At 68.6% G+C, this 21,517-nt stretch carries 16 protein-coding genes; 15 read left to right on the top strand and 1 reads right to left on the bottom strand.

All coding sequences use genetic code 11. From position 1 onward, the window contains the following. Positions 1 to 31 precede the first annotated feature (31 nt). Complete coding sequence (locus tag ACFYNU_RS34460) at positions 32 to 5,545, bottom strand: SDR family NAD(P)-dependent oxidoreductase (RefSeq protein ID WP_388768348.1); 5,514 nt, start codon at positions 5,543 to 5,545, stop codon at positions 32 to 34. Positions 5,546 to 5,783: 238 nt separating this feature from the next. Here ACFYNU_RS34460 and ACFYNU_RS34455 point away from each other — a divergent pair, with 238 nt between their 5' ends. The 15 genes from ACFYNU_RS34455 to ACFYNU_RS34385 all read left to right on the top strand — a co-directional run bounded on the left by ACFYNU_RS34455 (position 5,784) and on the right by ACFYNU_RS34385 (position 21,405). Then, entirely contained in the window at positions 5,784 to 6,158 is a 375-nt protein-coding gene (locus tag ACFYNU_RS34455) for a nuclear transport factor 2 family protein (RefSeq protein ID WP_356596728.1), read from the top strand. Between the two features lie 76 nt (positions 6,159 to 6,234). Continuing rightward, positions 6,235 to 6,651 carry a nuclear transport factor 2 family protein gene (locus ACFYNU_RS34450; protein ID WP_356596726.1) on the top strand — a complete coding sequence of 139 codons (417 nt, stop codon included), beginning with the start codon at positions 6,235 to 6,237 and terminating at the stop codon, positions 6,649 to 6,651. A gap of 328 nt (positions 6,652 to 6,979) precedes the next feature. After that, positions 6,980 to 7,858, top strand: a complete 879-nt coding sequence (locus tag ACFYNU_RS34445; RefSeq protein ID WP_356596724.1) for an NAD(P)-binding domain-containing protein — start codon at positions 6,980 to 6,982, stop codon at positions 7,856 to 7,858. 212 nt (positions 7,859 to 8,070) lie between these two features. After that, on the top strand, positions 8,071 to 8,970 hold the full coding sequence (locus ACFYNU_RS34440) for an NAD(P)-binding domain-containing protein (RefSeq protein ID WP_356596722.1): 900 nt from the start codon (positions 8,071 to 8,073) through the stop codon (positions 8,968 to 8,970). 201 nt (positions 8,971 to 9,171) lie between these two features. Continuing rightward, entirely contained in the window at positions 9,172 to 10,605 is a 1,434-nt protein-coding gene (locus tag ACFYNU_RS34435; protein WP_356596720.1) for an NAD(P)/FAD-dependent oxidoreductase, read from the top strand. Between the two features lie 188 nt (positions 10,606 to 10,793). Continuing rightward, positions 10,794 to 12,011, top strand: coding sequence for a cytochrome P450 (locus tag ACFYNU_RS34430; RefSeq protein WP_356596718.1), 1,218 nt, complete (start codon positions 10,794 to 10,796; stop codon positions 12,009 to 12,011). 17 nt (positions 12,012 to 12,028) lie between these two features. Beyond that, positions 12,029 to 12,232, top strand: a complete 204-nt coding sequence (locus tag ACFYNU_RS34425) for a ferredoxin (protein ID WP_356596716.1) — start codon at positions 12,029 to 12,031, stop codon at positions 12,230 to 12,232. An 82-nt stretch (positions 12,233 to 12,314) separates the two neighbouring features. Further along, positions 12,315 to 13,619: a nucleotide disphospho-sugar-binding domain-containing protein gene (locus tag ACFYNU_RS34420; RefSeq protein WP_356596714.1), complete on the top strand. Its 1,305-nt coding sequence runs from the start codon at positions 12,315 to 12,317 to the stop codon at positions 13,617 to 13,619. Between the two features lie 289 nt (positions 13,620 to 13,908). Continuing rightward, complete coding sequence (locus ACFYNU_RS34415) at positions 13,909 to 15,063, top strand: DegT/DnrJ/EryC1/StrS family aminotransferase (protein ID WP_356596712.1); 1,155 nt, start codon at positions 13,909 to 13,911, stop codon at positions 15,061 to 15,063. A 13-nt stretch (positions 15,064 to 15,076) separates the two neighbouring features. Beyond that, positions 15,077 to 15,673, top strand: coding sequence for a dTDP-4-dehydrorhamnose 3,5-epimerase (locus ACFYNU_RS34410; protein ID WP_356596710.1), 597 nt, complete (start codon positions 15,077 to 15,079; stop codon positions 15,671 to 15,673). Between the two features lie 13 nt (positions 15,674 to 15,686). Next, positions 15,687 to 16,754: a glucose-1-phosphate thymidylyltransferase gene (locus ACFYNU_RS34405; RefSeq protein ID WP_356596708.1), complete on the top strand. Its 1,068-nt coding sequence runs from the start codon at positions 15,687 to 15,689 to the stop codon at positions 16,752 to 16,754. Further along, complete coding sequence (gene rfbB / locus ACFYNU_RS34400) at positions 16,751 to 17,749, top strand: dTDP-glucose 4,6-dehydratase (RefSeq protein WP_356596706.1); 999 nt, start codon at positions 16,751 to 16,753, stop codon at positions 17,747 to 17,749. The genes ACFYNU_RS34405 and rfbB overlap by 4 nt, the downstream gene beginning before the upstream one ends. Continuing rightward, a complete protein-coding gene (rfbH, locus tag ACFYNU_RS34395; RefSeq protein ID WP_356596704.1) occupies positions 17,742 to 19,046 on the top strand; it encodes a lipopolysaccharide biosynthesis protein RfbH in 1,305 nt (434 codons plus the stop codon). The genes rfbB and rfbH overlap by 8 nt, the downstream gene beginning before the upstream one ends. After that, a complete protein-coding gene (locus tag ACFYNU_RS34390; protein ID WP_356596702.1) occupies positions 19,043 to 20,425 on the top strand; it encodes an NDP-hexose 2,3-dehydratase family protein in 1,383 nt (460 codons plus the stop codon). Before rfbH ends, ACFYNU_RS34390 begins: the two co-directional genes overlap by 4 nt. Continuing rightward, positions 20,422 to 21,405 carry a Gfo/Idh/MocA family oxidoreductase gene (locus tag ACFYNU_RS34385; protein WP_356596700.1) on the top strand — a complete coding sequence of 328 codons (984 nt, stop codon included), beginning with the start codon at positions 20,422 to 20,424 and terminating at the stop codon, positions 21,403 to 21,405. Before ACFYNU_RS34390 ends, ACFYNU_RS34385 begins: the two co-directional genes overlap by 4 nt. Positions 21,406 to 21,517: the final 112 nt, after the last annotated feature.

The following is a 21,517-nucleotide window of genomic DNA, read 5'->3' as shown; positions in this document are numbered from 1 at the left end:
TCCTCGGAGCACGGATGTCGGTGGGCCGCTGTCAGCGGGCGGAGCGGCCGAGCTGGGAGTCGATGAAGCTGAACAGGTCGTCCGCCGACGCGGTTTCGAGGGTCTCCGCGGTGTCGGGGGATTCGGTGGTGGCCGTCCCGGTCCGGTTCAGCCGCGCCACCATGGCCTGGAGCCGGGCGGTTACCTCGGCGTGTTCCTCGGCGGTGCGCGGGGCGGAGGTCACCAGGACCTCCAGTTCGTCGAGTCCGGTGAGGACCGTCCGCAGGGTCGTGTCGGCCGGTGTCAGCAGCTCCAGCAGCAGGGCCGCGAGTGCCACGGGTGTCGGGTGGTCGAAGACCACGGTCGCGGGAAGCCCGACTCCGGTGGCGGCGTTCAGCCGATTACGCAGTTCCACACCGGTCATCGAGTCGAAGCCCAGCTCCTGGAAGGGCCGTTCGGGAGCGACGGCGTCCGCGGTGGTGTGCCCGAGGACGGTGGCGACCTCGGTGCGTACCAGCGACAGCGCCCACTGTTCCCGCTCGACGGCCGATGCGCCGTCCGGCCACCTCGCGGACGTCGGGGAGGCTGCCTGTGACTGTGCCGCGCGCCGGTCCGGAGCGCGGCCGGCCAGGGTACGGAGCAGGGGCAGGACCTGGTCGTCGGCACGGACGTACGCGGGGCTCAACGGTGTGGACACCAGGGCGGCCGTGTCCTGGAGGAGGGCCCGGTCGAACAGTGCGAGGCCCTCCTCATGTGTCATGGGCCGGAGGCCGCCCCGGACGAAGCGGTCCAGCTCCTTGGTGTCGAGGTGGGCGTTGATGCCGCCGTCTTCCCACAGTCCCCAGGCAAGTGAGGTGCCGGGCAGGCCCTGTGCCCGCCGGTACTGGGCGAGGCCGTCGAGGAAGGCATTGGCCGCCGCGTAGTTCGACTGCCCCGGGCCGCCGAAGACACCGACGGTCGAGGAGAACAGGACGAAGGCCGACAGGTCCGCGTCCTTGGTCAGTTCGTGCAGATATAGGGCTGCGTCCGCCTTCGGGCGCAGTACGTCGCCGAGCTGCTTCGGTGTCATCGTCTCCAGCAGGCTGTTGTCGAGGACCCCGGCGGTGTGTACGACGCCGGTCAAGGGATGCTCGGCGGGAACATCCTCCAGAACCTCCGCGAGCGCGTCACGATCACCGACATCACAGGCGGCGAACGTCACCTCCGCGCCCAGTTCCTTCAACTCCGCCGCCAGCTCGTCCGCCCCGTCGGCCGACGCACCGCGTCGGCTGACCAGCAGCAACCGGCGCACCCCGTGCACCCGCACGAGATGCCCCGCCACCAGCGCGCCCAACGTCCCCGTGCCGCCCGTCACAAGAACGGTCCCCGCCGGATCCCATGACCCCGTGCCCACTCCCGTACCGGCCGGCACCCGCCCCAGCCTGGGCACGAAGAACCGACCGTCACGCAAAGCCAGTTGAGACTCCGACGTGGCCAGGGCCCGGGACAGCTCGTCCGTGGTGAGGTCGCCCTCGGCGTCCACGAGGACGATCCGGTCCGGTGCCTCCGACTGCGCGGAACGGACCAGACCCCACAGCGCCGATTCCGTCGGGTCCGGCGCGTCCCCGTCGAGCACGGCCATCGCGCTCCGGGTCACCACGACGAGCGGGGTGTCGAGGAGCCGGTCATCGGTGAGCCACTGCCGAAGAACATCGAGGGCGCGCGCGGTGCGCTCGTGCAGGGAGGTGCCGGGTCCCTGCTGCGTACCGTCCGTCGTCCACGGGAGGACCACGGCGTCGACGGACCCGGCCGAAGCTGCGGCGGACACGTCCTCGTACCGCCGGACGGAGCCGTCCCCGCCGGTGGTCCGCGGTCCTCCGGTGCCGAGCACACCCCACCGCACTACAGGGGCGTCCGATGTGACCGCCGGGGCCCATTCGAGCCTGAGGAGCGCCGCGCCGTCGTCGGCCTGCCGCGCGCGGAACCTCTCCAGGGGAACGCTCTCGTACGTGAGGGAGTCGACGGTGGCGACCAGGCGGCCGGCCGCGTCGGTCAGCCGGAGGCTCACCGTGTGCTCGTCGAGTTCGGCGACCTCGGCCTGTACGGAGGTGGCCCCGGTGGAGTGGACGCGAACGCCCCGCCAGACGGCGGGGACCAGGACGCTGCCCTCGGGCGCCGTGCCGGGACGGGCGGCGAGTGCCTGGTCGAGCAGGTCGGGGTGGAGGGTGTAGAGGGAGGCCTCCCCCGCCGTCTCCGCCGACAGCTCGGGCGTCGAGCGGACGGCACCGTGGAACGCCGACGCGCTCCCCGGGCCGCTCGTCGGCGCCGGGGCGTCGACCGCGTAGCTGCCGCGCGCGTGCAGCGTCCAGGACCGCGAGTCGGCGGTGTCCGGACGGCTGTGCACCAGCAGACCGCGTCGCCCCGCGTCGGGCGCGCCCAGCCTGACCTGGAGGTGGACGGCACCGTCCACGGGCAGCACGAGGGGCTCTTCGAGCCGCAGTTCCTCCAGCGCGGTGCCACCGATCTCGTCACCGGCGCGCACGGCCAGTTCGACCAGGTCGGAGGCTCCTACGACGGGCTGTCCGGACACGGTGTGACGTGCGAGCCAGGGGTGGGTACGCAGAGAGACGCGGCTGCTGAACAGCACCTCGTCGGAGTCCGCGAGGGTGAGAGAAGCGCCGAGCAGCGGGTGTCCGGTCCCGGGGGTGGGGTGCGAGATGTCGGCCACCGGTTCGAGCCAGTAGCGCTCGCGCTGGAAGGCGTAGGTGGGCAGGTCGACGTGGTGGGCGCCGGTCCCGACGCCAGCGCCGGTGCCGGTGCCGGTGCCGGTGCCGGTGCCGGTGCCGGCGAAGAACGCGGGCCAGTCCACCGGGGTGCCGTTGACGAAGAGTGTGGCCAGGGCGGTCAGCAGGGTCTGTGGTTCCGGGTGCCCCTTGCGCGCCGCTGCCACGATCGGTGTGTCGCCCGCCTCGTGCAGGGAGGCGGCGGCCAGTGGCGCGCAGACGCTGTCCGGGCCCAACTCCAGGAAGGCGGTGGCACCTTCGGCCTCCGCGGCACGCACCGCGTCCAGGAAGCGCACCGGCCGGCGTATCTGTTCCACCCAGTAATCGGGCGAGGTCCATTCGCCCTTGCGGACGGGCAGACCGGTGACGGTGGAGATCGCCGGGATACGGGGTTCGTGATAGGTGAGACGGGAAGCGACCTCGCGGAATTCGTCGAGGATGGGATCCATATGCGCCGAGTGGAACGCATGACTCACACTCAACTCACTCACCTTCCGCCCCCGCCCCGCCAACACACCCGCCACCTCACCCACCACACCAACATCACCCGAAATCACCGTCGACAACGCCGAATTCACCGCCGCCACCGACACACCACCACGACCACCAACCAAACCCACCACCTCCTCCTCACCCGCCTGCACCGCAACCATCACCCCACCACCCGGAGCCAACTGCATCAACCGACCCCGAGCCGCCACCAACGCCACCGCATCCGACAGACCCAACACCCCCGCCACAAACGCCGCAGCAACCTCCCCCACCGAATGACCCACCACAAAATCCGCCCGCACACCCCACGACTCCAACAACCGAAACAACGCCACCTCAAACGCAAACAACGCCGCCTGCGCATTAACCGTCTCACCCAACCCCACACCCGAACCCACCGTCACACCCAACGGCTCCACCAAAAACCCATCCAACTCCCCCACCACCTCATCAAACGCCGCAGCAAACACCGGAAACACCCCATACAACTCCCGCCCCATCCCCACCCGCTGCGCACCCTGCCCCGTAAACAAAAACGCCGTGGACCGGGGCCGTGCCATGCCAGTCACCGTCCCCGCCGATCCGAGTCCTGCCGCCACGGCCTCAAGCCCTTCGCGGAGCCGGCTCGGGTCGCCGCCCACCACGGCGGCGCGGTGGGCGTGGATACCGCGTGTGGCCGCCAGGGAGTAGGCCACATCGGAGGCGGAGAGGCCGGGCCGTGCGTCGAGAGCGGTCAGCAGGCGCCGCGCCTGGTCCCGCAGCGCGTTCTCCGAGCGGGCCGACAGCAGCCACGGCACCGTCGCCGTACCGACGCCGGATTCTCCCGTGGAGGGGGCGGCGGGGTCCGGGGTGTCCGTCCCGGTGTCCTGGTCCGGTGCCTCTTCGATGATGACGTGGGCGTTGGTGCCGCCGAATCCGAAGGAGGAGACGCCGGCGCGGCGCGGACGGCCGGACCCCGGCCACTCACGCGACCGCGTCAGCAGCTCAACCGCGCCCGACTCCCAGTCGACATGCCCCGACGGCTCGTCCACATGCAACGTACGCGGCAGCACACCGTGCCGCATCGCCTCCACCATCTTGATCACACCACCCACACCGGCGGCGGCCTGCGCATGACCGATGTTCGACTTCAACGACCCCAGCCACAGCGGACTCCCGTCCCCGGGACGTTCCTGCCCGTACGTGTTGAGCAGCGCCTGCGCCTCGATCGGATCACCCAGCGCCGTACCCGTCCCATGCGCCTCCACCGCGTCGATATCGGCCGCACCCAACCCGGCATCGGCCAACGCCCCACGGATCACCCGCTCCTGCGACGGACCGTTCGGCGCCGTCAGACCGTTCGACGCACCGTCCTGATTGATCGCACTCCCCCGCACCACGGCCAGAACCCGGTGCCCAAGACGGCGGGCATCGGACAGCCGCTCCACCAGCAGCAGCCCCACACCCTCCGACCAGCCCGTCCCGTCCGCACCCGCCGCGAACGCCTTGCACCTGCCGTCCGCGGCCAGACCCCGCAGACGCGAGAACTCCACAAAGGCGATGGGCGTCGACATGACGGTCGCGCCGCCCGCGATGGCCAGGTCGCATTCGCCACGGCGCAGGGCGTTCGCCGCCAGATGCAGGGCGACCAACGACGACGAACACGCCGTGTCCACCGTCACCGCCGGACCTTCGAGCCCGTACGTGTAGGAGATACGGCCCGACGCGATGCTGCCCGCGCTGCCGCTGAACAGATAGCCCTCGGCGTTCTCGGCGGGCAGCCCGGGGCGTGAGCCGTAGTCGTTGTACATGACGCCCGTGAACACACCGGTGTTGCTGCCGCGCAGCGACTCCGGGTCGATGCCGGCCCGCTCGAAGGTCTCCCACGCGGTTTCCAGGAGCAGCCTCTGCTGGGGATCCGTGGTCAGGGACTCCCTCGGTGACATCCCGAAGAACTCCGCGTCGAACAGATCCGCGTCATGGAGGAAACCGCCCTCCTTGCCATAACTGTGTCCGGCGTGTTTGGGATCGGGGTCGTAGAGGTTGTCGAGATCCCAGCCTCGATTGACGGGGAAAGGAGTAACCGCGTCGACGCCGTCGGCCACCAGGTCCCACAGGTCCGCGGGCGATGTCACACCGCCCGGAAACCGGCAGCCCATTCCGACGATCGCGATCGGCTCCCGCTGCGCGTCCTCAACTTCGCGCAGCCGGCTGCGTGCGTCACGGGCATCCGTGATCGCCCGCTTGAGATAGTCCCGAAGTTGCTCCTCGCCCGCCAAGTTGCTCAGCTCCCCGCTGTTGTTCCTCATGGGCCGGTGACGTGTGCGGATCACGGCGCGATCCGTTGCCTTCCCCATTTTTCTTCACGAAAGACGGACAGAAGCCGACGGATGTTGGACCGGGTTATCGATAGTAGTGACCGTGCAAGAATGCAGCGGTAATCCCAAAATCTCTCCCGATTGATGGCCCGCACGTTACTCCACGATGGGCAACCAGTTGCCGACCCCTGGGTAACCTGCGGAGGCATCAAAAGGTCAAATAATTCCGGGCGGGAAAGGGATGAACAGCCCTATGACGCAACTCACCAACGACGCGGAAAAGCACACCGCACTGTATGTCGAGGCGTTCAACTCCGGTGATCTGGACGCGATCAACGCGATGTACACCGAGGACGCGGTCGCCGTGTGGGACGCCGGTGTCCCTGTCACCGGTCAGGCGCGGATCGACTCGATGAAGAAGTACCTCGCCGCCAAACCGACAATGACGGCCGTACCGCGGCAGTCCTTCGTCACCGGTGACACCGCGCTCCTGATCGTCGACTGGTCCATCGACACCACCGACGACGACGGCAACCCCGAAACGCTCTCCGGTGTCGGCGTCGACGTCCTGCGCCTGGGCGATGACGGCAAGTGGCGCTACGCGATCGACGACCCGTACGGCGAGTAGCCGGCGGCGCCACCCCGCAAGACGCCCCACTTCCAACCCAATTCAGCCTTCGAAACCCCCGGGGGTTCTCGTTTCCATGGCCATTACCGTCGACTTCGACAGCGCAAATCCGGATCTGACCGACGACACCGACCTCCAGAACGAGATCTTTCTCCAGATCTTCAACTCGGGTGACGGCGAACTGTTCGACAAGCTCTACCGCGACGACGCGATCTCCAACTTCTCGGGGCAGCCGCTGACCGGCGCGGCCCGCCGGGAGTTCTTCAAGGAGTTCCTCGCGTCGAAGCCCAAGCTCCAGGCGGAGGTCACCCATTCCTATGTCGCGGGGGACGTCACGCTGATCGGTGTGAAGTTCGTCATCGACGGCACTGACGCCGACGGCAAGCCCCTGCACATCGAGGGGAATTGCACGGACGTCCTGCGCCGCGGTGAGGACGGCCGCTGGCTCATGGCCATAGACCGGCCCGTGGCCGGCGGTCTTCTGCCGGAGTAGGGCGTACCTCTCGCCCGCCGACGCCCCCCTGTCCCCGTTGCCCACGGCGTCGGAGACAAGGGGGTTTCGTGCGTCCGGCCGCCGGGCGGGCGGAGCGCTCTCCTCGAATCGCTTTGCACCGGGCGGCCGGTGACCCGCCGATTACCGGACGATGGGAAGTGAATTCCTTCGGTCCGGATAGTTTCTGGTTTACCACGCATGCGGAGCGTCGCATACCGGCGCCCCTCGGACGACAGAAGATGGTGCCCTTCTTTATGAGTCTCATAACGGAAACCGGTAGCTCCTCAAAGGAATCGGCAGAAATGCCCCGGACCGGCGGGGCGGCGTGATGGCCACCGACGACAGCACTCCGGTCGCGGTCATCGGCCTGGGGCTCATGGGCCAGGCGCTGGCCGACGCGTTTCTCGGCGCCGGCCATGCCACGACGGTGTGGAACCGCTCACCGCAGAAGGCGGACAGCCTCGTCGCCAAGGGCGCGACGCTCGCCCCCTCGCCCGGGGAGGCCGTCGCCGCCGCCACGCTGGTGGTCGTGTGCCTCACCGACTACAAGGCGGTGCGGGAGGTTCTGGAGCCCTACGGCTCCGCCCTCGCGGGCAAGACCCTGGTGAACCTCACGTCGGGGCACTCCGAGGAAGCCAGGGCGACGGCCGACTGGGCCGACGGGCTGGGCGTCTCCTATCTCGACGGCGCCATCATGGCCATCCCGCCCGTCATCGGCACGGAGCACGCGGTGCTTCTCTACGGCGGCTCCGAGGACGTGTACAACGCCCATGAGGCCGCACTCGCGCGCCTGGGCGCGGCCACGTACCTCGGTACCGACCACGGACTGGCGTCGCTCTACGACGTGGCTCTGCTCAGCATCATGTGGGGTGTCCTCAACAGCTTCCTGCACGGGGCCGCGCTGTTGGAGACGGCGGGGGTGAAGGCGACGGCGTTCTCTCCGCTGGCCAACCAGTGGATCGGGGCGGTGACCAACTTCGTGTCCGCCTACGCGGAGCAGATCGACGAGGGCACCTATCCCGCGCACGACGCGACGATCACCACCCACTGGGGCACGATGGCCCATCTGATCCACGAGAGCGAGGCGGCCGGCGTTCCCGTCGAACTGCCCGCATTCGTCAAGGAACTGACGGACCGCGCGATCTCGGCGGGCCATGGCAAGGACAGTTACGCGGCCATGATCGAGCAGTTCAGAAAGTCCTCCTGAACAGTTGTCACCCGCGACCGCCGACGACTTGAAAGAGCCCCCTTCTCTTACCTTTTGGTAAGTGGTGACTTCAAGGTCAGTACTTGGCAGACCGTCAGGTCGGCGGAAGGATTGATACAACCCCTGGGCCACGGCTGCCGGTCCGACCCCCATGCGCAGCTGATGACCGGTCAGCCGAAGTACGAACGCATACGAATGATGGAGAGTTGAAAATGAACGAGCACGCCCCCCGGCCCGCCGCGGCCACACCTGTCACCGTCATCGGACTCGGCTCTATGGGGCAGGCGCTGGCGGCGGCTTTCGTCGGGGGCGGCCACCCCACGACCGTCTGGAACCGAACCGCCTCCAAGGCCGACGCGCTGGTCTCCAAGGGCGCGGTCCTCGCGAAGAGCCCCGCCGACGCCGTCGAGGCCGGCGGGCTCGTCGTCGTCTGTGTGCTGGACCGGGCATCGGCCCAGGAGATCCTCGACCCGGTCACCGACCAACTGGCCGGCCGCAGCCTGCTGATGCTGACCAGTCTCACCCCCACGGAGGCCAATGAGACCTCCGCGTGGGCGGCCGAGAAGAACATCGAGTTCCTCGGCGGGGCGATCATGGCCACCCCGGACCTGATCGGCAACCCGGAAGAGGCGTCGCTGCTGTACGCGGGTTCGTCCTCGGTGTTCGAGAGCCACAAGGCGGCGCTGGAGCTGCTGGGCACCTCGACGTACCTCGGCGACGTCGCCGCCCGCGCGTCGCTGCTGGAGACGGGCCTGCTGGCGTCGATGTACTCGATGTTCGCGGGCTTCTTCCACGGTGCCGCGCTGGTGGGCACCGAAGGCGTCACGGCCAAGGAGTTCACCGCTCTGGCCGTGCCGTGGCTGAAGGCGATGACCACGTTCCTGCCCGGCCAGGCGGAGTTCATCGACAAGGGCGACTACACCACCGACGTACAGAGCCTGGAGTTCAACAAGGGCGGCCTGGACCACATCATCCACATCAGTACGGACCAGGGCATCGGGACCGATGTCATGAAGCCCGTCGCGGAGCTGATCGACCGTCAGGTCGAAGCGGGTCACGGCCCGGAAAGCCTCGCCCGGCTGATCGAGGGGATCAAGAACCCCAAGGGCTGAGCATCCCGGCACGCACAGCCGTCTGAGCAATACAAGAGGGGCCGCCAGTTCACCGGCGGCCCCTTTTCGCATGCCCGGAACAGGGCCATCCGGTCTCCGATTGCCGTCCAGTTGCCCGCGCATGACTCAGCGATGGACATGCGATGGTCGCCCATCTGGCTGAATTCAAGCCAGCAGAAAAATCTCAGCGCCAGGAGCGACATGCAACCGGAGAGCAACCTTCCCCGTAAGAGGCACGCATACACCCCGCGCCGCAGGACACTTCTCAAACTCGCCGGACTGACCGGCATAGGCACGGCCGCCGGGGTGGGCATATCCACCTCGAACGCCGCCGGCTCGGGAGGGGACGCCGCCCCCTTCGACGTGATCGTCATCGGCGCGGGCTTCGCCGGTGTCACGGCGGCGCGTGAGCTACAGGCTTCGGGCAAGAGGACCTTGTTGCTCGAAGCGCGCGATCGCATCGGCGGGCGCACCTGGACCTCCACGTTCCAGGGGCACATGGTGGAGATGGGCGGCACCTGGGTCGACGCCAAGCAGTCGCTGATCCAGGCCGAGATCAAACGGCACGGGATACGGATCCTGGAGGACCCGGCCCCGGACTCGGTCATCTTCCGGAGTTCCGGACAGTTCAAGTCGTTCCCCCTGGAGGAGGCCTTCGGGCGCCAGGGCGAGCTGTTCGAACGCCTGGTCGCCGGGTCGAGGGACGCCTTCCCGCAGCCCGAACAGCCCTTCGTCCGTGAGGACCTGGTCACGGAGCTGGACAAGCTCACCTTGCAGGACCGTCTTCAGCAGCTGCGTCTGTCGGCCGAGGAGGAGGACTGGATCACGCCGGTCACCGCCATCGAGGGCGGGGCCGCGCGCGGCGGGCTGGCCGACCTGTGCCAGACGCACGCTCTGTGCGGTTACAGCTACATGGGCTACATCGGCCTGAACACCTTCCGTCCCGAGGGCGGCATGGGCCCGCTCCTCCAGGCCATGCTGAACAGTTCGTCGGCCGAACTCCGGCTCAACTCCCCCGTCCGGTCCGTCCACGACACCGGTTCGGGCGTCACCGTGACCACGCGGGCCGGCAAGTCCTACTCGGCGTCCGCCGTCGTCGTCGCGGTGCCGGTGAACGTGTGGAAGTCGATCCGGTTCACCCCCGGGCTGCCGGTCCCGCACACGACCGCCACCCAGCAGACCATGTCCATCGCGACGGGTCAGAAGTTCATGATGAACGTCCAGGGCGACGTGGGCCGGTTCGTCGCCCAGCCCCCGGAGGGCCACCCGCTGCTGACCGCCGTTCCCTGGGCCCAGACCTCCAACGGGCTGCTCATGGCCGGTTTCAGCTCCAGCGCGCAACTGGACACCCGTGATGTGGCCCAGGTGCAGGCCGCACTCCAGACCCTGGCTCCCGCGGCCCGTGTCACGGCGGTCAAATCGGCCCGCTGGGGTACGGAGGAGTTCTCCCAGGGCGCCTGGTCCTGGATGCAGCAGGGGCACATGAGCAAGCTCCTGCGTGCCGTCCAGCAGCCGCACGGCCGTATCTCCTTCGCCACCAGTGACATCGCCTCGGGGTGGGGCGGATTCGTCGAGGGCGCCATCGAGCGCGGCTTCGCGGCGGCGGAGGAGGCTTCCCGCGCGGTGGCCCGGTAGTCCGGGTTCCCTGAGGCGTACACCCGTGCAGCCCACCGGCCGGCCGACGGTGGGCTGCACGGGACGGGGAGAGAGAAGGCAATGGTCGAGCCATTACTGCGCACCCCGGCCCACTGTGTACGTTCGAACGCAAAGGCTTCGAGGCAAAAGCAGACACCGGCCCCCGGACTCTCCCAGGAGATTTCTCGATGACTTCCTCGACCCCCTCGCTTTTCACACCCGAGTACTATCAGAATCAGTACAAGGCTTTCGCGTGGCTGCGCGAGAACTCGCCCATTCACGAGTTCCGGTTCCCCGTCGGTGACATACGCACCTGGATCGTGTCGCGGTTCGACGACGTACAGGCCGTCCTCGCGGATCCGCGGTTCAGCAACTTCGCTCCTGTGCACGGGAGTTCCGAGTTCAAAGAGTCCGGCATGATACTCGGGGCCGACACGGTCGTCTCCCGCATCATGACCGTGCTCGACCCGCCGGACCACACCCGTATTCGCAAACTGGCCATGGGGTCGTTCACCCCGCGCCGGACCGCGCAGTGGCGGCAGCCCACGGAACGTATCGTCCAGGCGGAGCTCGACCGGCTGGAGAAGCAGCAGAGTCCCGACGTCGTGGAGTACGCGAGCTCCATTCCCGCGGCCGTCATGGGAGAGATTCTCGGAATTCCGCTGAGCCAGTACAACGAGATGCTCGACGCGATCGAGCGCGCGTTCCACCCGGACGACAACAAGGACAACGTGCAGCAGGCGTTCGAGGAGATCGCCGGCTACGGGCGCACGCTCATCATCGAGAAGCGGTCGAAGCTCGGGGACGACCTGATGTCGAGCTTCATCGAGGCGCGCGACGGTGACGAGCGCTTCAGCGAGGACGAACTCGTCGCCATGCTCGCCCTGATGATCATGGCCGGTCTCGACACCACCCGGAATCTGATCGGTTCCTCGGTCCTCGCCCTGTTCGACCACCCCGACCAGCGGCGTCTGCTGCCGAAGTGGCCCGAGATCCAGGCGACGGCCGTCGAGGAGTTCCTCCGCTACGAAGGCGCCCTGTGCGTGGGCGTGTTCCGTTTCGCCAAGGAGGACATGGACTTCAAGGGCACGAAGCTGCCGGCCGGCGCCCCCGTCGTCGCCGCGCTTCAGTCGGCCAACCGCGACCCCGACCGATTCACGGATCCCGACCGGCTGGACCTGACCCGGAACGGGCCGCGCCACCTCGGCCTCGGGCACGGCCTGCACAACTGCCTCGGGGCGGCCCTCGCCCGGCTGGAGGCCGGGATCGCGATTCCCGCGATCTTCGAGCGCTTCCCCGAACTGTCCCTGGCCATCCCCCGCGACGAGGTCACCTACGCGGAGAACTGGCTGCTGCGCGGCCTCGTCTCGCTCCCCGTCGATCTCGGCACCCGCTCGTCCCACTGAGCCGGCAGGAGACAGCGATGACCGCGAAGTTGAAGATCGACCGCACCGTCTGCGGTGGTGGCGGGCTGTGCGCCATCACGAATCCGGAGCTGTTCCAGCTGTCGGACGACGGTCACGCCGTCGTCCTCAAGGGCGAGTTGGACGACACCGACGACATCACCGCGCTGAAGGACCTCATCGAGTGCTGCCCCACCGAGGCGATCACTCTCGTATCCGGATAACGACGCGCGCAGCGCCCCACAGCACGCCGAACGTGCCTGTCCGGGCAGGTCGCCGTACATCCTCGCGCCCTCTGGAGACCCCATGCGTGTCCTGTTCACCATCTGGCCGGCGACGGCCCACGTCTATCCGATCGTGCCACTGGCCTGGGCCCTCCAAGCCGCGGGGCACGAGGTGTGCGTGGCCTCTCATCCCGCCGTCGCGCCCGCCGTCAACTCGGTGGGTCTGACGGCGGTCTCACTGGGCGACGAGAGCACGCTTCCCCCACCGCTCGGCGCGGGCAAGCCTCCGACGCCGGAGACGACACGTGTCCTGGACCGCGTCACACGGATGCTGGCCATCGACCCGGCCGACCAGCACGCCTGGCGGTTCCACCGCGACTACATGCTGCCCGCGATCCGGGACTTCCACCCCGTGGACGTCACGGCCCAGGACCCCCAGCCGCTGCTGGACGAACTGGTCCGGTTCTGCCGCGGCTGGCAGCCCGACCTGGTGCTCTGGGACCCGACGATGCCGTCCTCCTCCGTGGCCGCCCGTGCCAGCGGCGCGGCGCACGCCCGGTTCATGTGGGGTCTCGACCACTTCACCTGGGCCAGGGACCGTCACACCGAGCGCTCGAAGCAGCTGGGCGACGCGCCGGTGGACGAGGAACAGCAGATCGCCTCCGTACGGCCGATGGCCGAACGGTACGGGTTCGAGGTCGACGACGAGCTGCTCAACGGCCAGTGGACCGTCGACCCGCTGCCCACCCGCCTCCGGCTGCCGTCCGAGCTGCGCACGGTGCCCATGCGCTGGGTGCCCTACTCGGGCGCCGACGTGCTGCCGCCGTGGCTGTACGCGAAGCCGGAGCGCCCCCGGGTGGCCCTCTCCCTCGGCGCGTCCATCCGGGTCTTCTCCAAGGACAGCGAACAGCTCATCAGCCGGCTGCTTCAGGCGGTCGGGGAGCTGGACATCGAAGTGGTGGCGACGTTGAACCAGGCGCAGTTGGAGGGCATCGACCACGTTCCCGACAATGTGCGCACGGTCGACTACGTGCCTCTCGCCCAGCTTCTCCCGACCTGCTCGGCGTTGATTCACCACGGTGGTTACGGCACGATGTGCGCCGCCGCCGCGGCGAACATTCCGCAGATCGTCGCCATGGACAACTACCAGGGTATGGAGGGCCCGATCAGCGCCCGGTTCGTGGCCGAGTCCGGTGCGGGCCTGGTGATCAGGCGCGAGGAGCACTCCGCCGCCGACATGCAGAAGATCATCGACCGTGTCCTGACCGAGCCGGCGTTCCGCAGGGGCGCCGCCGACATCCATCAGGATCTGCTCGCCACTCCGTCCCCGTACGACACCGTGCCGGTTCTCGAAGGACTCACCGCGCGATACCGGCGCCACATCTGATTCATCGGCAGGCGGCTTCCCCTGGGCTCCCGAGAAAGGGAGAACGGGGGAAGTCGTCGTTTCCGCGAAGTAATTCATTCCGGGGCCCGTGGCCAATCGGCGTGGTTACTTGTCAGTGGGCGAGCGGTGTGTGTGCCCCAAGTACTGTCCTGGAGACGTCGAAATAAGCACAGCCGAATTTGGGCTGCGGCGTTCTCCCGCCCGACACGGACAGGAATTCTCCGTTTGTGTGCTGCGTGCCGGTTCGGCGCCGGGAGTTCCAAGGCACCCGATGGGAGCGGTCAGTCGGATGATCAATGTCTTTCAGCCGAGTCTGGGCGACGAGGAACTCGCCGCCGTCGCGGAAGTGTTCAGCAGCAACTGGCTGGGACACGGCCCGCGCACCAAGGCGTTCGAGGCGGAATTCGCGGAGCACCTCGGGGTGCCCGCCGAGAACACCATCTTCATCAACTCCGCCACCGCGGGGCTGTTCCTCTCGACGGAACTCCTCGAACTCGGTCCCGGTGACGAGGTGGTGCTGCCCTCGATGAGCTTCGTCGCGGCGGGGAACGCCATCGCGGCGACCGGTGCCCGTACGGTGTTCTGCGATGTGGACCCCCGTACGCTCAATCCGTCGGCCGCCGACATCGAGCGGGCGCTGACCCCGCGCACCAAGGCCGTCCTGGTCCTGCACTACGGCGGTCAGCCGGGGGACATCGCCGCCATCGCGGACCTGTGCCGCGACCGGGGCGTCACCCTGATCGAGGACGCGGCCTGCGCCGTGGCCTCGGACGTGGACGGCAAGAAGTGCGGGACGTTCGGCGACATCGCGATGTGGAGCTTCGACTCCATGAAGGTCCTCGTCACCGGGGACGGCGGGATGCTGTACGTACGTGATCCCGAACTGGCCCGCAGGGCGCGCAGCCACACGTATCACGGGCTCGAACAGTCCAGTGGTTTCGCCGCGGCGCGTGTGTCGAGCCGCTGGTGGGATCTGAACGTGCGGGCGTTCGGCCGCCGTATCGTCGGCAACGACCTCACGGCGGCCATCGGAAGTGTCCAGCTGCGCCGGCTGCCGTCCTTCGTCGAACGGCGCCGTGAGATCGCCGGGACGTACGACCGGCTGCTCGCGGACACCCCCGGCATCACGCTGCCCCCGCCGCTGCCCGCCGGGCACTCCAGTTCGCACTACTTCTACTGGGTCCAGCTCGACCCGGAGGTCCGGGACCAGGTCGCCTCCGACCTCCTGGAGCACGACGTCTACACGACGCTGCGCTATCCGCCGCTGCACAAGGTCCCGGTTTACGGCCATGACGGCCGGGAGCTGCCGATGACCGACCGGGCGTCCGAGACCACCCTGCTGCTGCCCCTGCACCAGGGGCTCGACGACGCGGAGGTCCGGACCGTCGCCGGCAGGCTCGGCAAGGCGGTCGAATACGCGCAGTCGGCCGCCGGTCCGAAGTAGAACGGGCCCGCCGATGCGTATGACCGAATCCGCTGTCCCGGGGTCGTACATCTTCACCCCGGACCAGCTGCGGGACGAGCGCGGATCCTTCCACGAGTCCCTGCGGACGGCGGAACTGGAGGAAGTGCTCGGGCATCCCTTCACTCCCCGGCAGATCAACTACTCGACCTCGCGCCGCAATACGCTGCGCGGCATTCACGGGGTCGCCCTCCCGCCGGGCCAGGCGAAGTACGTGACCTGCGTGCGCGGCGCCCTGCGCGACATCGTCGTCGACCTGCGGGTGGGGTCGCCCACCTTCGGCCGCCACCAGGTCACCCTTCTCGACGCCGCGTCCGGGATCTCGGTGTATGTCCCGGAAGGCGTCGGACACGGCTTCCTGACCCTCACCGACGACGCGTGCATCTGCTACGTCCTGTCCACCCCGCACACTCCCGGCACACAGATCGACATCAACCCCTTGGATTCCGGCCTCGCCCTTCCCTGGGGGTTCTCGGAACCGCCTCTGATGTCCGCCAAGGACGCACAGGCACCCAGCGTCGAAGAGGCACTTGCCGCAGGACTGCTCACCCCGTGGCACGACGCCGTATCGGCACACACTTCGCAGCCCTGAGGAGAACACTGTCGTGAAGGCCCTTGTGCTATCGGGCGGGGCAGGAACACGCCTGCGTCCGTTCAGCTACTCCATGCCCAAACAGCTCATACCGATCGCGAACAAACCGGTTCTCGAGCACGTTCTCGAGAACATCCGTGACCTGGGGGTGACCGAAGCGGCGATTGTCGTCGGGGACTGGGAGCCGGCCATCCGCGAACAGCTCGGGGACGGCGGCCGGTTCGGCATCGAACTGACCTATCTGCGCCAGGACGCGCCGCGCGGGCTGGCCCACTGTGTGGCGCTCGGACGCTCCTACCTCGGCACGGACGACTTCGTCATGTATCTGGGGGACAACATGCTCCCCGACGGCGTCGTGGACATGGCCGAGGAGTTCCGGACCCGGCGCTCCGACGCGCACGTGGTGGTCCACAAGGTCTCCGACCCCCGAGCGTTCGGCGTCGCCGAGTTCAACCCCGACGGCAGTGTGCTGCGGCTGGTGGAGAAGCCGGAGGTACCGCGCAGCGACCTCGCCCTGATCGGCGTGTACTTCTTCACCCCCGCCATCCACGAGGCGGTCGCGGCCATCGAACCCAGCGCCCGCGGCGAGCTGGAGATCACCGACGCCATCCAGTGGCTGCTCAGCCACGGCGCCGACGTGACGGCCAGTGAGTACGTCGGCTACTGGAAGGACACCGGCCGGGCCGAGGACGTCCTGGAGTGCAACCGGTATCTGCTCGGCACCTTGCAGCCGCGGGTCACCGGGGAGGTCGACGCCACCAGCGAGCTGATCGGGAACGTCGTCGTCGAGGCGGGCGCACGCGTGGTGCGCTCCCGGATCGAGGGGCCGGCCGTCATCGGTGAGAACACGCTGATCGAGGACTGCCACATCGGCCCCGGCACCGCCGTCGGACGGGACTGCGAGCTGCGTGCCACGAGGCTGACCGAGTCGATCGTCATGGACGGCGCGCTGATCACGAAGGTGCCGGGGCTGCACGGTTCGCTCATCGGGCGGTCGGCCACGGTGGCGCCCAGCACCCGTGACGACGCCCACCACCGTCTGGTCGTGGGCGACCACACCCAGGTGGAGGTGGCCGCATGAGGGTCCTGGTCACCGGCGGAGCCGGTTTCATCGGCTCGCACTATGTCCGCACCATGCTGAACGGCGGGTATCCGGGCTACGAGGACGCGTACGTCACCGTCCTGGACAAGCTGACGTACGCCGGCAATCGCGCCAACATCCCGCTGGGCCACCCCCGGCTGGAACTTGTCGAGGGGGACGTCTGCGACCTGGCGCTGCTGCGCGAGTTGCTGCCCGGTCATGAGGCCGTCGTGCACTTCGCCGCCGAGTCGCACGTCGACCGGTCCCTGGCGTCGGCCGAGGAGTTCGTGCGTACCAACGTCGGCGGCACCCAGACCGTCCTGGACGCCTGTCTGGAGACCGGCGTCGAGCGGGTCGTGCACGTCTCCACGGACGAGGTGTACGGCACCATCGCCGAGGGCTCGTGGCCGGAGAGCCACCCGCTCCTGCCCAACTCCCCCTACGCCGCCACCAAAGCCGCCTCCGACCTGCTGGCGCGCGCGTACTGGCGCACCCACGGAATCGATCTGTCCATCACACGCTGCTCCAACAACTACGGCCCTCACCAGCATCCCGAGAAGCTCATCCCCCTCTTCATCACCAATCTGCTGGAGGGCGAGCCACTGCCGCTGTACGGGGACGGGCTCAACGTCCGCGAATGGCTCCACGTCGACGACCACTGCCGGGCCATCCAACTGGTCCTGACGCGCGGTGGGGCGGGCGAGATCTACAACGTGGGCGGCGGCAACGAACAGACGAACATCGCGGTCACCGATCTGCTGCTCCGGCTGTGCGGCGCCGACCGGTCCGTGATCCGCCATGTGCCCGACCGCAAGGGGCACGATCTGCGCTACTCCCTGGACGAGACCAAGATCCGTGAGCAGCTCGGCTACGAGCCGCTGGTCGACTTCGAGCAGGGCATGGCCGAGACCGTCGGCTGGTACCGCGACAACGCGCATTGGTGGAAGGCGTCCAAGCACCGTCATGAGCACGGAAAGGGGTCCGCAGATGAGTGACCACAAGGCGCTGGTCCTGGACGAGACACGCAAGTACCACCAGGACAGCCAGGGGGACGGCGGGTTCGTCCCGGGGGTCACCGAGATCTGGCCGTCGGGCGCGGTGCTCGACGCGGACGACCGGGCGGCCCTGGTCGACGCCGCGTTGGAGCTGCGTATCGCCGCCGGTCCCAGCTCACGGAAGTTCGAGTCGGCGTTCGCCCGCAGGCTGCGGCGGCGCAAGGCGCATCTGACGAACTCCGGCTCCTCGGCGAATCTGCTGGCGATGTCCGCGCTCACCTCGCACCTCCTGGAGGAGCGCCGGCTCGTCCCGGGCGACGAGGTCGTCACCGTGGCGGCGGGGTTCCCCACGACCGTGAACCCCATCGTGCAGAACGGTCTTGTGCCGGTCTTCGTCGACATCGAGCTGGGGACGTACAACACCACGGCGAGCCGCGTCGCGGAGGCGATCGGGCCGCGCACCAAGGCCATCATGATCGCCCACGCGCTCGGCAACCCTTTCGAGGTCGAGGAGATCGCCCAACTCGCCGAGGACCGGGGGCTGTTCTTCATCGAGGACAACTGCGACGCGGTCGGCTCCACGTACAACGGACGGCTCACCGGGACGTTCGGCGACTTCACCACTGTCAGCTTCTATCCCGCCCACCATCTGACGATGGGTGAGGGGGGCTGTGTGCTGACGTCGAACCTGAAGTTCGCCCGGATCGTGGAGTCGCTGCGCGACTGGGGCCGGGACTGCTGGTGCGAGCCCGGCAAGAACAACACGTGCCTCAAGCGGTTCGAGTACCAGATGGGCACCCTGCCCGAGGGGTACGACCACAAGTACATCTTCTCGCACGTCGGCTACAACCTGAAGGCGACGGATCTCCAGGCGGCGCTGGGGCTGAGCCAGCTGACGAAGCTGGACTCGTTCATCGACGCGCGCAAGCGCAACTGGCGCAGGCTGCGGGAGGGGCTGGACGGAGTGCCGCATCTGCGGCTGCCCGAGCCCACGCCCGGCAGCGACCCCAGCTGGTTCGGCTTCGTCATCACCGTCGACGCCGAGGCCCCGTTCAGCAGGGCCGAGCTGGTGGCCTTCCTGGAGGGCCGGAAGATAGGCACCCGCCGGCTGTTCGCCGGCAACCTCACCCGCCATCCCGCCTACCTCAACCAGCCGCACCGGGTGGTCGGGGACCTCACCAACAGCGATGTCGTCACCGAGCACACGTTCTGGGTCGGTGTCTATCCGGGGCTGACCGACGAGATGCTCGACTATGTCATCGCCTCCGTCAAGGAGTTCGTGGGGGCGCGGGTATGACCACCGCGTTGGCGCTGCGGCCCCGCCGGGACACGGCACTGGGGCAGCGGATGGCGCACTCCGCCGCGCGGAAGTCGGCGGGCGCCTCGCTGCGCACCGAGGATTTCTCCGCCTGGCTGGACGAGCGGCACAGGGCGCACCATTTCCGGGTGGAGCGCATCCCGTTCGCCGCGCTGGAGGGCTGGGCGCCGGAGAAGAGCACCGGCAATCTGGTGCACCGCAGTGGCCGCTTCTTCTCGGTGGAGGGGCTCGACGTCACCGAGGCGCAGAGCGGCGTCCACTGGCAGCAGCCGATCATCAAGCAGCCGGAGGTGGGGATCCTCGGGATCCTCGTCAAGGAGTTCGACGGTGTCCTGCACTTCCTGATGCAGGCGAAGATGGAGCCGGGCAACCGCAATCTGCTCCAGCTCTCGCCGACGGTGCAGGCCACCAGGAGCAACTACACGAAGGTGCACCGCGGTTCGGACGTGAAGTACATCGAGTACTTCACCCGACCGGACCGTGGCCGGGTGCTCGCCGATGTCCTCCAGTCGGAGCACGGTTCGTGGTTCTTCCGGAAGTCCAACCGCAACATGCTCGTCGAGGCCTTCGACGACGTCCCCGTGCACGAGGACTTCTGCTGGCTGACTCTGGGCCAGATCGGAGAGCTGCTGCGCCGGGACAACGTGGTCAACATGGACGCCCGTACGGTCCTGGCGTGCGCGCCCGTCGCGCCCGAGGACGGCCAAGCCCTGCTCAGTGACACCGAGTTGCTGTCGTGGTTCACCGGCGAGCGCGCCCGCCACGATGTGCGGGCGAGGCGGATCCCGCTGTCCGAGGTCATGGACTGGGTGCGCGGCGAGGACTCCATGGGGCACGTTCAGGGCCGCTACTTCCGGGTGGTGGCGGTGAAGGTGTCGGCGGACAGCCGCGAGGTCACCGGGTGGACCCAACCGCTGTTCGAGCCGGTGGGCCTGGGGGTCACGGGGTTCGTCGTACGCCGGTTCGGCGGGGTCCCGCACCTGCTGGCGCACGCCAGGATGGAGGGCGGGTTCCTCGACACGGTCGAGTTCGGCCCGACGGTCCAGTACACCCCGGCCAACTACGGGCATCTGGCGGGCAAGGACCGCCCGCCCTTCCTCGACCTGGTGGCCGGGGCCGACCCGGCGTCGGTCCGCTACGACCAGGTCCACTCGGAGGAGGGCGGCCGTTTCCTGAACGCGGAGAGCCGCTATCTGTTCGTCGAAGCCGGCGAGGAGCAGGCGCCGCGCACTCCCCCGCCCGGATACCAGTGGCTGACCCCCGACCAGATGAACTCGCTGGTGCGGCACGGTCATTACGTCAACGTCCAGGCCCGCACCCTGCTGTCCGTGCTCAATTCGGGGACGGTACGCCTGTGACCGCGAGGATCCGGGTCGCCGTGCTGGGGTGCGCCGGCATCGCCCGGCGCCGGATGCTGCCCGCGTTCGCCGCGTCGCCGGACGTGGAGGTGGCCGTGGTGGCGAGCCGGGACCCGGCCAAGGCGGAGCAGGTCGCCCAGCAGTACGGCTGCCGTGCGGCGCGGAGCTACACCGACGCGGTGGAGGACAGCACCGTCGACGCCGTGTACGTACCGCTGCCGGCGGCGCTGCACGCCCGATGGGTGGAGGCGGCGCTGGAGGCCGGCAAGCACGTCCTGGCCGAGAAGCCGCTGACCCTGGACGGCTGGCACACCGCCCGGCTGTTCGAGTCGGCCGGCCGGCGGGGGCTCGCGCTGATGGAGAACGTCATGTTCGTCCATCACTCGCAGCACGCGGCCGTCGCGAGAATGGTGGCGGAGGGTGCCATCGGTCAAGTGCGGTCGATGCGGGCGGTGTTCGCGGTTCCCCGGCTGGCCGACGACGACATCCGCCACCGGCCCGAACTCGGTGGCGGAGCCCTGTGGGACACGGGCGTCTATCCGATCAGGGCGGCACTGCACTTCCTGGGACCTGAGTTGCGGGTCGTCGGCGCCACCTCCGCCCGTACGTCGCCCCACGCGGTGGACACCGCCGGCGCGATCCTGCTGGACACGCCCGACGGGGTGAGCGCCCAGCTCGCCTACGGGCTGGACCACGGGTACCAGAGCGGCTACGAACTGCTCGGCAGCAAGGGGCGTATCTCTCTGGACCGGGCCTTCACACCGCCCGCCGACCACCGGCCGACGGTCTGTCTGGAGGACGGCTCGGGCCCGCGGCGGATCTCGTTGCCGGCCGAGGACCAGGTGGCCGCCACGGTCACCGCGTTCGCGGCGGCCGTACGCCTCGGGGCCGCCCCGGCGGAGGTCACCGAGGGCAGCCTGCGGCAGGCCGCTCTGCTGGACGAGGTGCGCGCCCTTGGCACATTGGTGGGCGTCGCGTGACCGCGACGTCCGTGCCCGGCACATCTGCGAGTAATGGAATGTTCATCGCCGGCGGCGGAGAACGGCGGAGAACACGATTACTCCGACATTACTCGGCACGAATGGGCCGCTC

Source organism: Streptomyces sp. NPDC006643, assembly GCF_042870175.1.
Classification (GTDB): domain Bacteria; phylum Actinomycetota; class Actinomycetes; order Streptomycetales; family Streptomycetaceae; genus Streptomyces.
Note: the sequence above shows the minus strand (reverse complement) of the source record. Positions and strands in the feature narration are given on the sequence as shown.

What these genes read in the sequence shown, in the direction of transcription:
- ACFYNU_RS34455 (WP_356596728.1), top strand. Translation starts at nt 5,784, where the DNA reads ATGACGCAACTCACCAACGACGCGGAAAAGCACACCGCACTGTATGTC.
- ACFYNU_RS34450 (WP_356596726.1), top strand. Translation starts at nt 6,235, where the DNA reads ATGGCCATTACCGTCGACTTCGACAGCGCAAATCCGGATCTGACCGAC.
- ACFYNU_RS34445 (WP_356596724.1), top strand. Translation starts at nt 6,980, where the DNA reads ATGGCCACCGACGACAGCACTCCGGTCGCGGTCATCGGCCTGGGGCTC.
- ACFYNU_RS34440 (WP_356596722.1), top strand. Translation starts at nt 8,071, where the DNA reads ATGAACGAGCACGCCCCCCGGCCCGCCGCGGCCACACCTGTCACCGTC.
- ACFYNU_RS34435 (WP_356596720.1), top strand. Translation starts at nt 9,172, where the DNA reads ATGCAACCGGAGAGCAACCTTCCCCGTAAGAGGCACGCATACACCCCG.
- ACFYNU_RS34430 (WP_356596718.1), top strand. Translation starts at nt 10,794, where the DNA reads ATGACTTCCTCGACCCCCTCGCTTTTCACACCCGAGTACTATCAGAAT.
- ACFYNU_RS34425 (WP_356596716.1), top strand. Translation starts at nt 12,029, where the DNA reads ATGACCGCGAAGTTGAAGATCGACCGCACCGTCTGCGGTGGTGGCGGG.
- ACFYNU_RS34420 (WP_356596714.1), top strand. Translation starts at nt 12,315, where the DNA reads ATGCGTGTCCTGTTCACCATCTGGCCGGCGACGGCCCACGTCTATCCG.
- ACFYNU_RS34415 (WP_356596712.1), top strand. Translation starts at nt 13,909, where the DNA reads ATGATCAATGTCTTTCAGCCGAGTCTGGGCGACGAGGAACTCGCCGCC.
- ACFYNU_RS34410 (WP_356596710.1), top strand. Translation starts at nt 15,077, where the DNA reads ATGCGTATGACCGAATCCGCTGTCCCGGGGTCGTACATCTTCACCCCG.
- rfbB (WP_356596706.1), top strand. Translation starts at nt 16,751, where the DNA reads ATGAGGGTCCTGGTCACCGGCGGAGCCGGTTTCATCGGCTCGCACTAT.
- rfbH (WP_356596704.1), top strand. Translation starts at nt 17,742, where the DNA reads ATGAGTGACCACAAGGCGCTGGTCCTGGACGAGACACGCAAGTACCAC.
- ACFYNU_RS34390 (WP_356596702.1), top strand. Translation starts at nt 19,043, where the DNA reads ATGACCACCGCGTTGGCGCTGCGGCCCCGCCGGGACACGGCACTGGGG.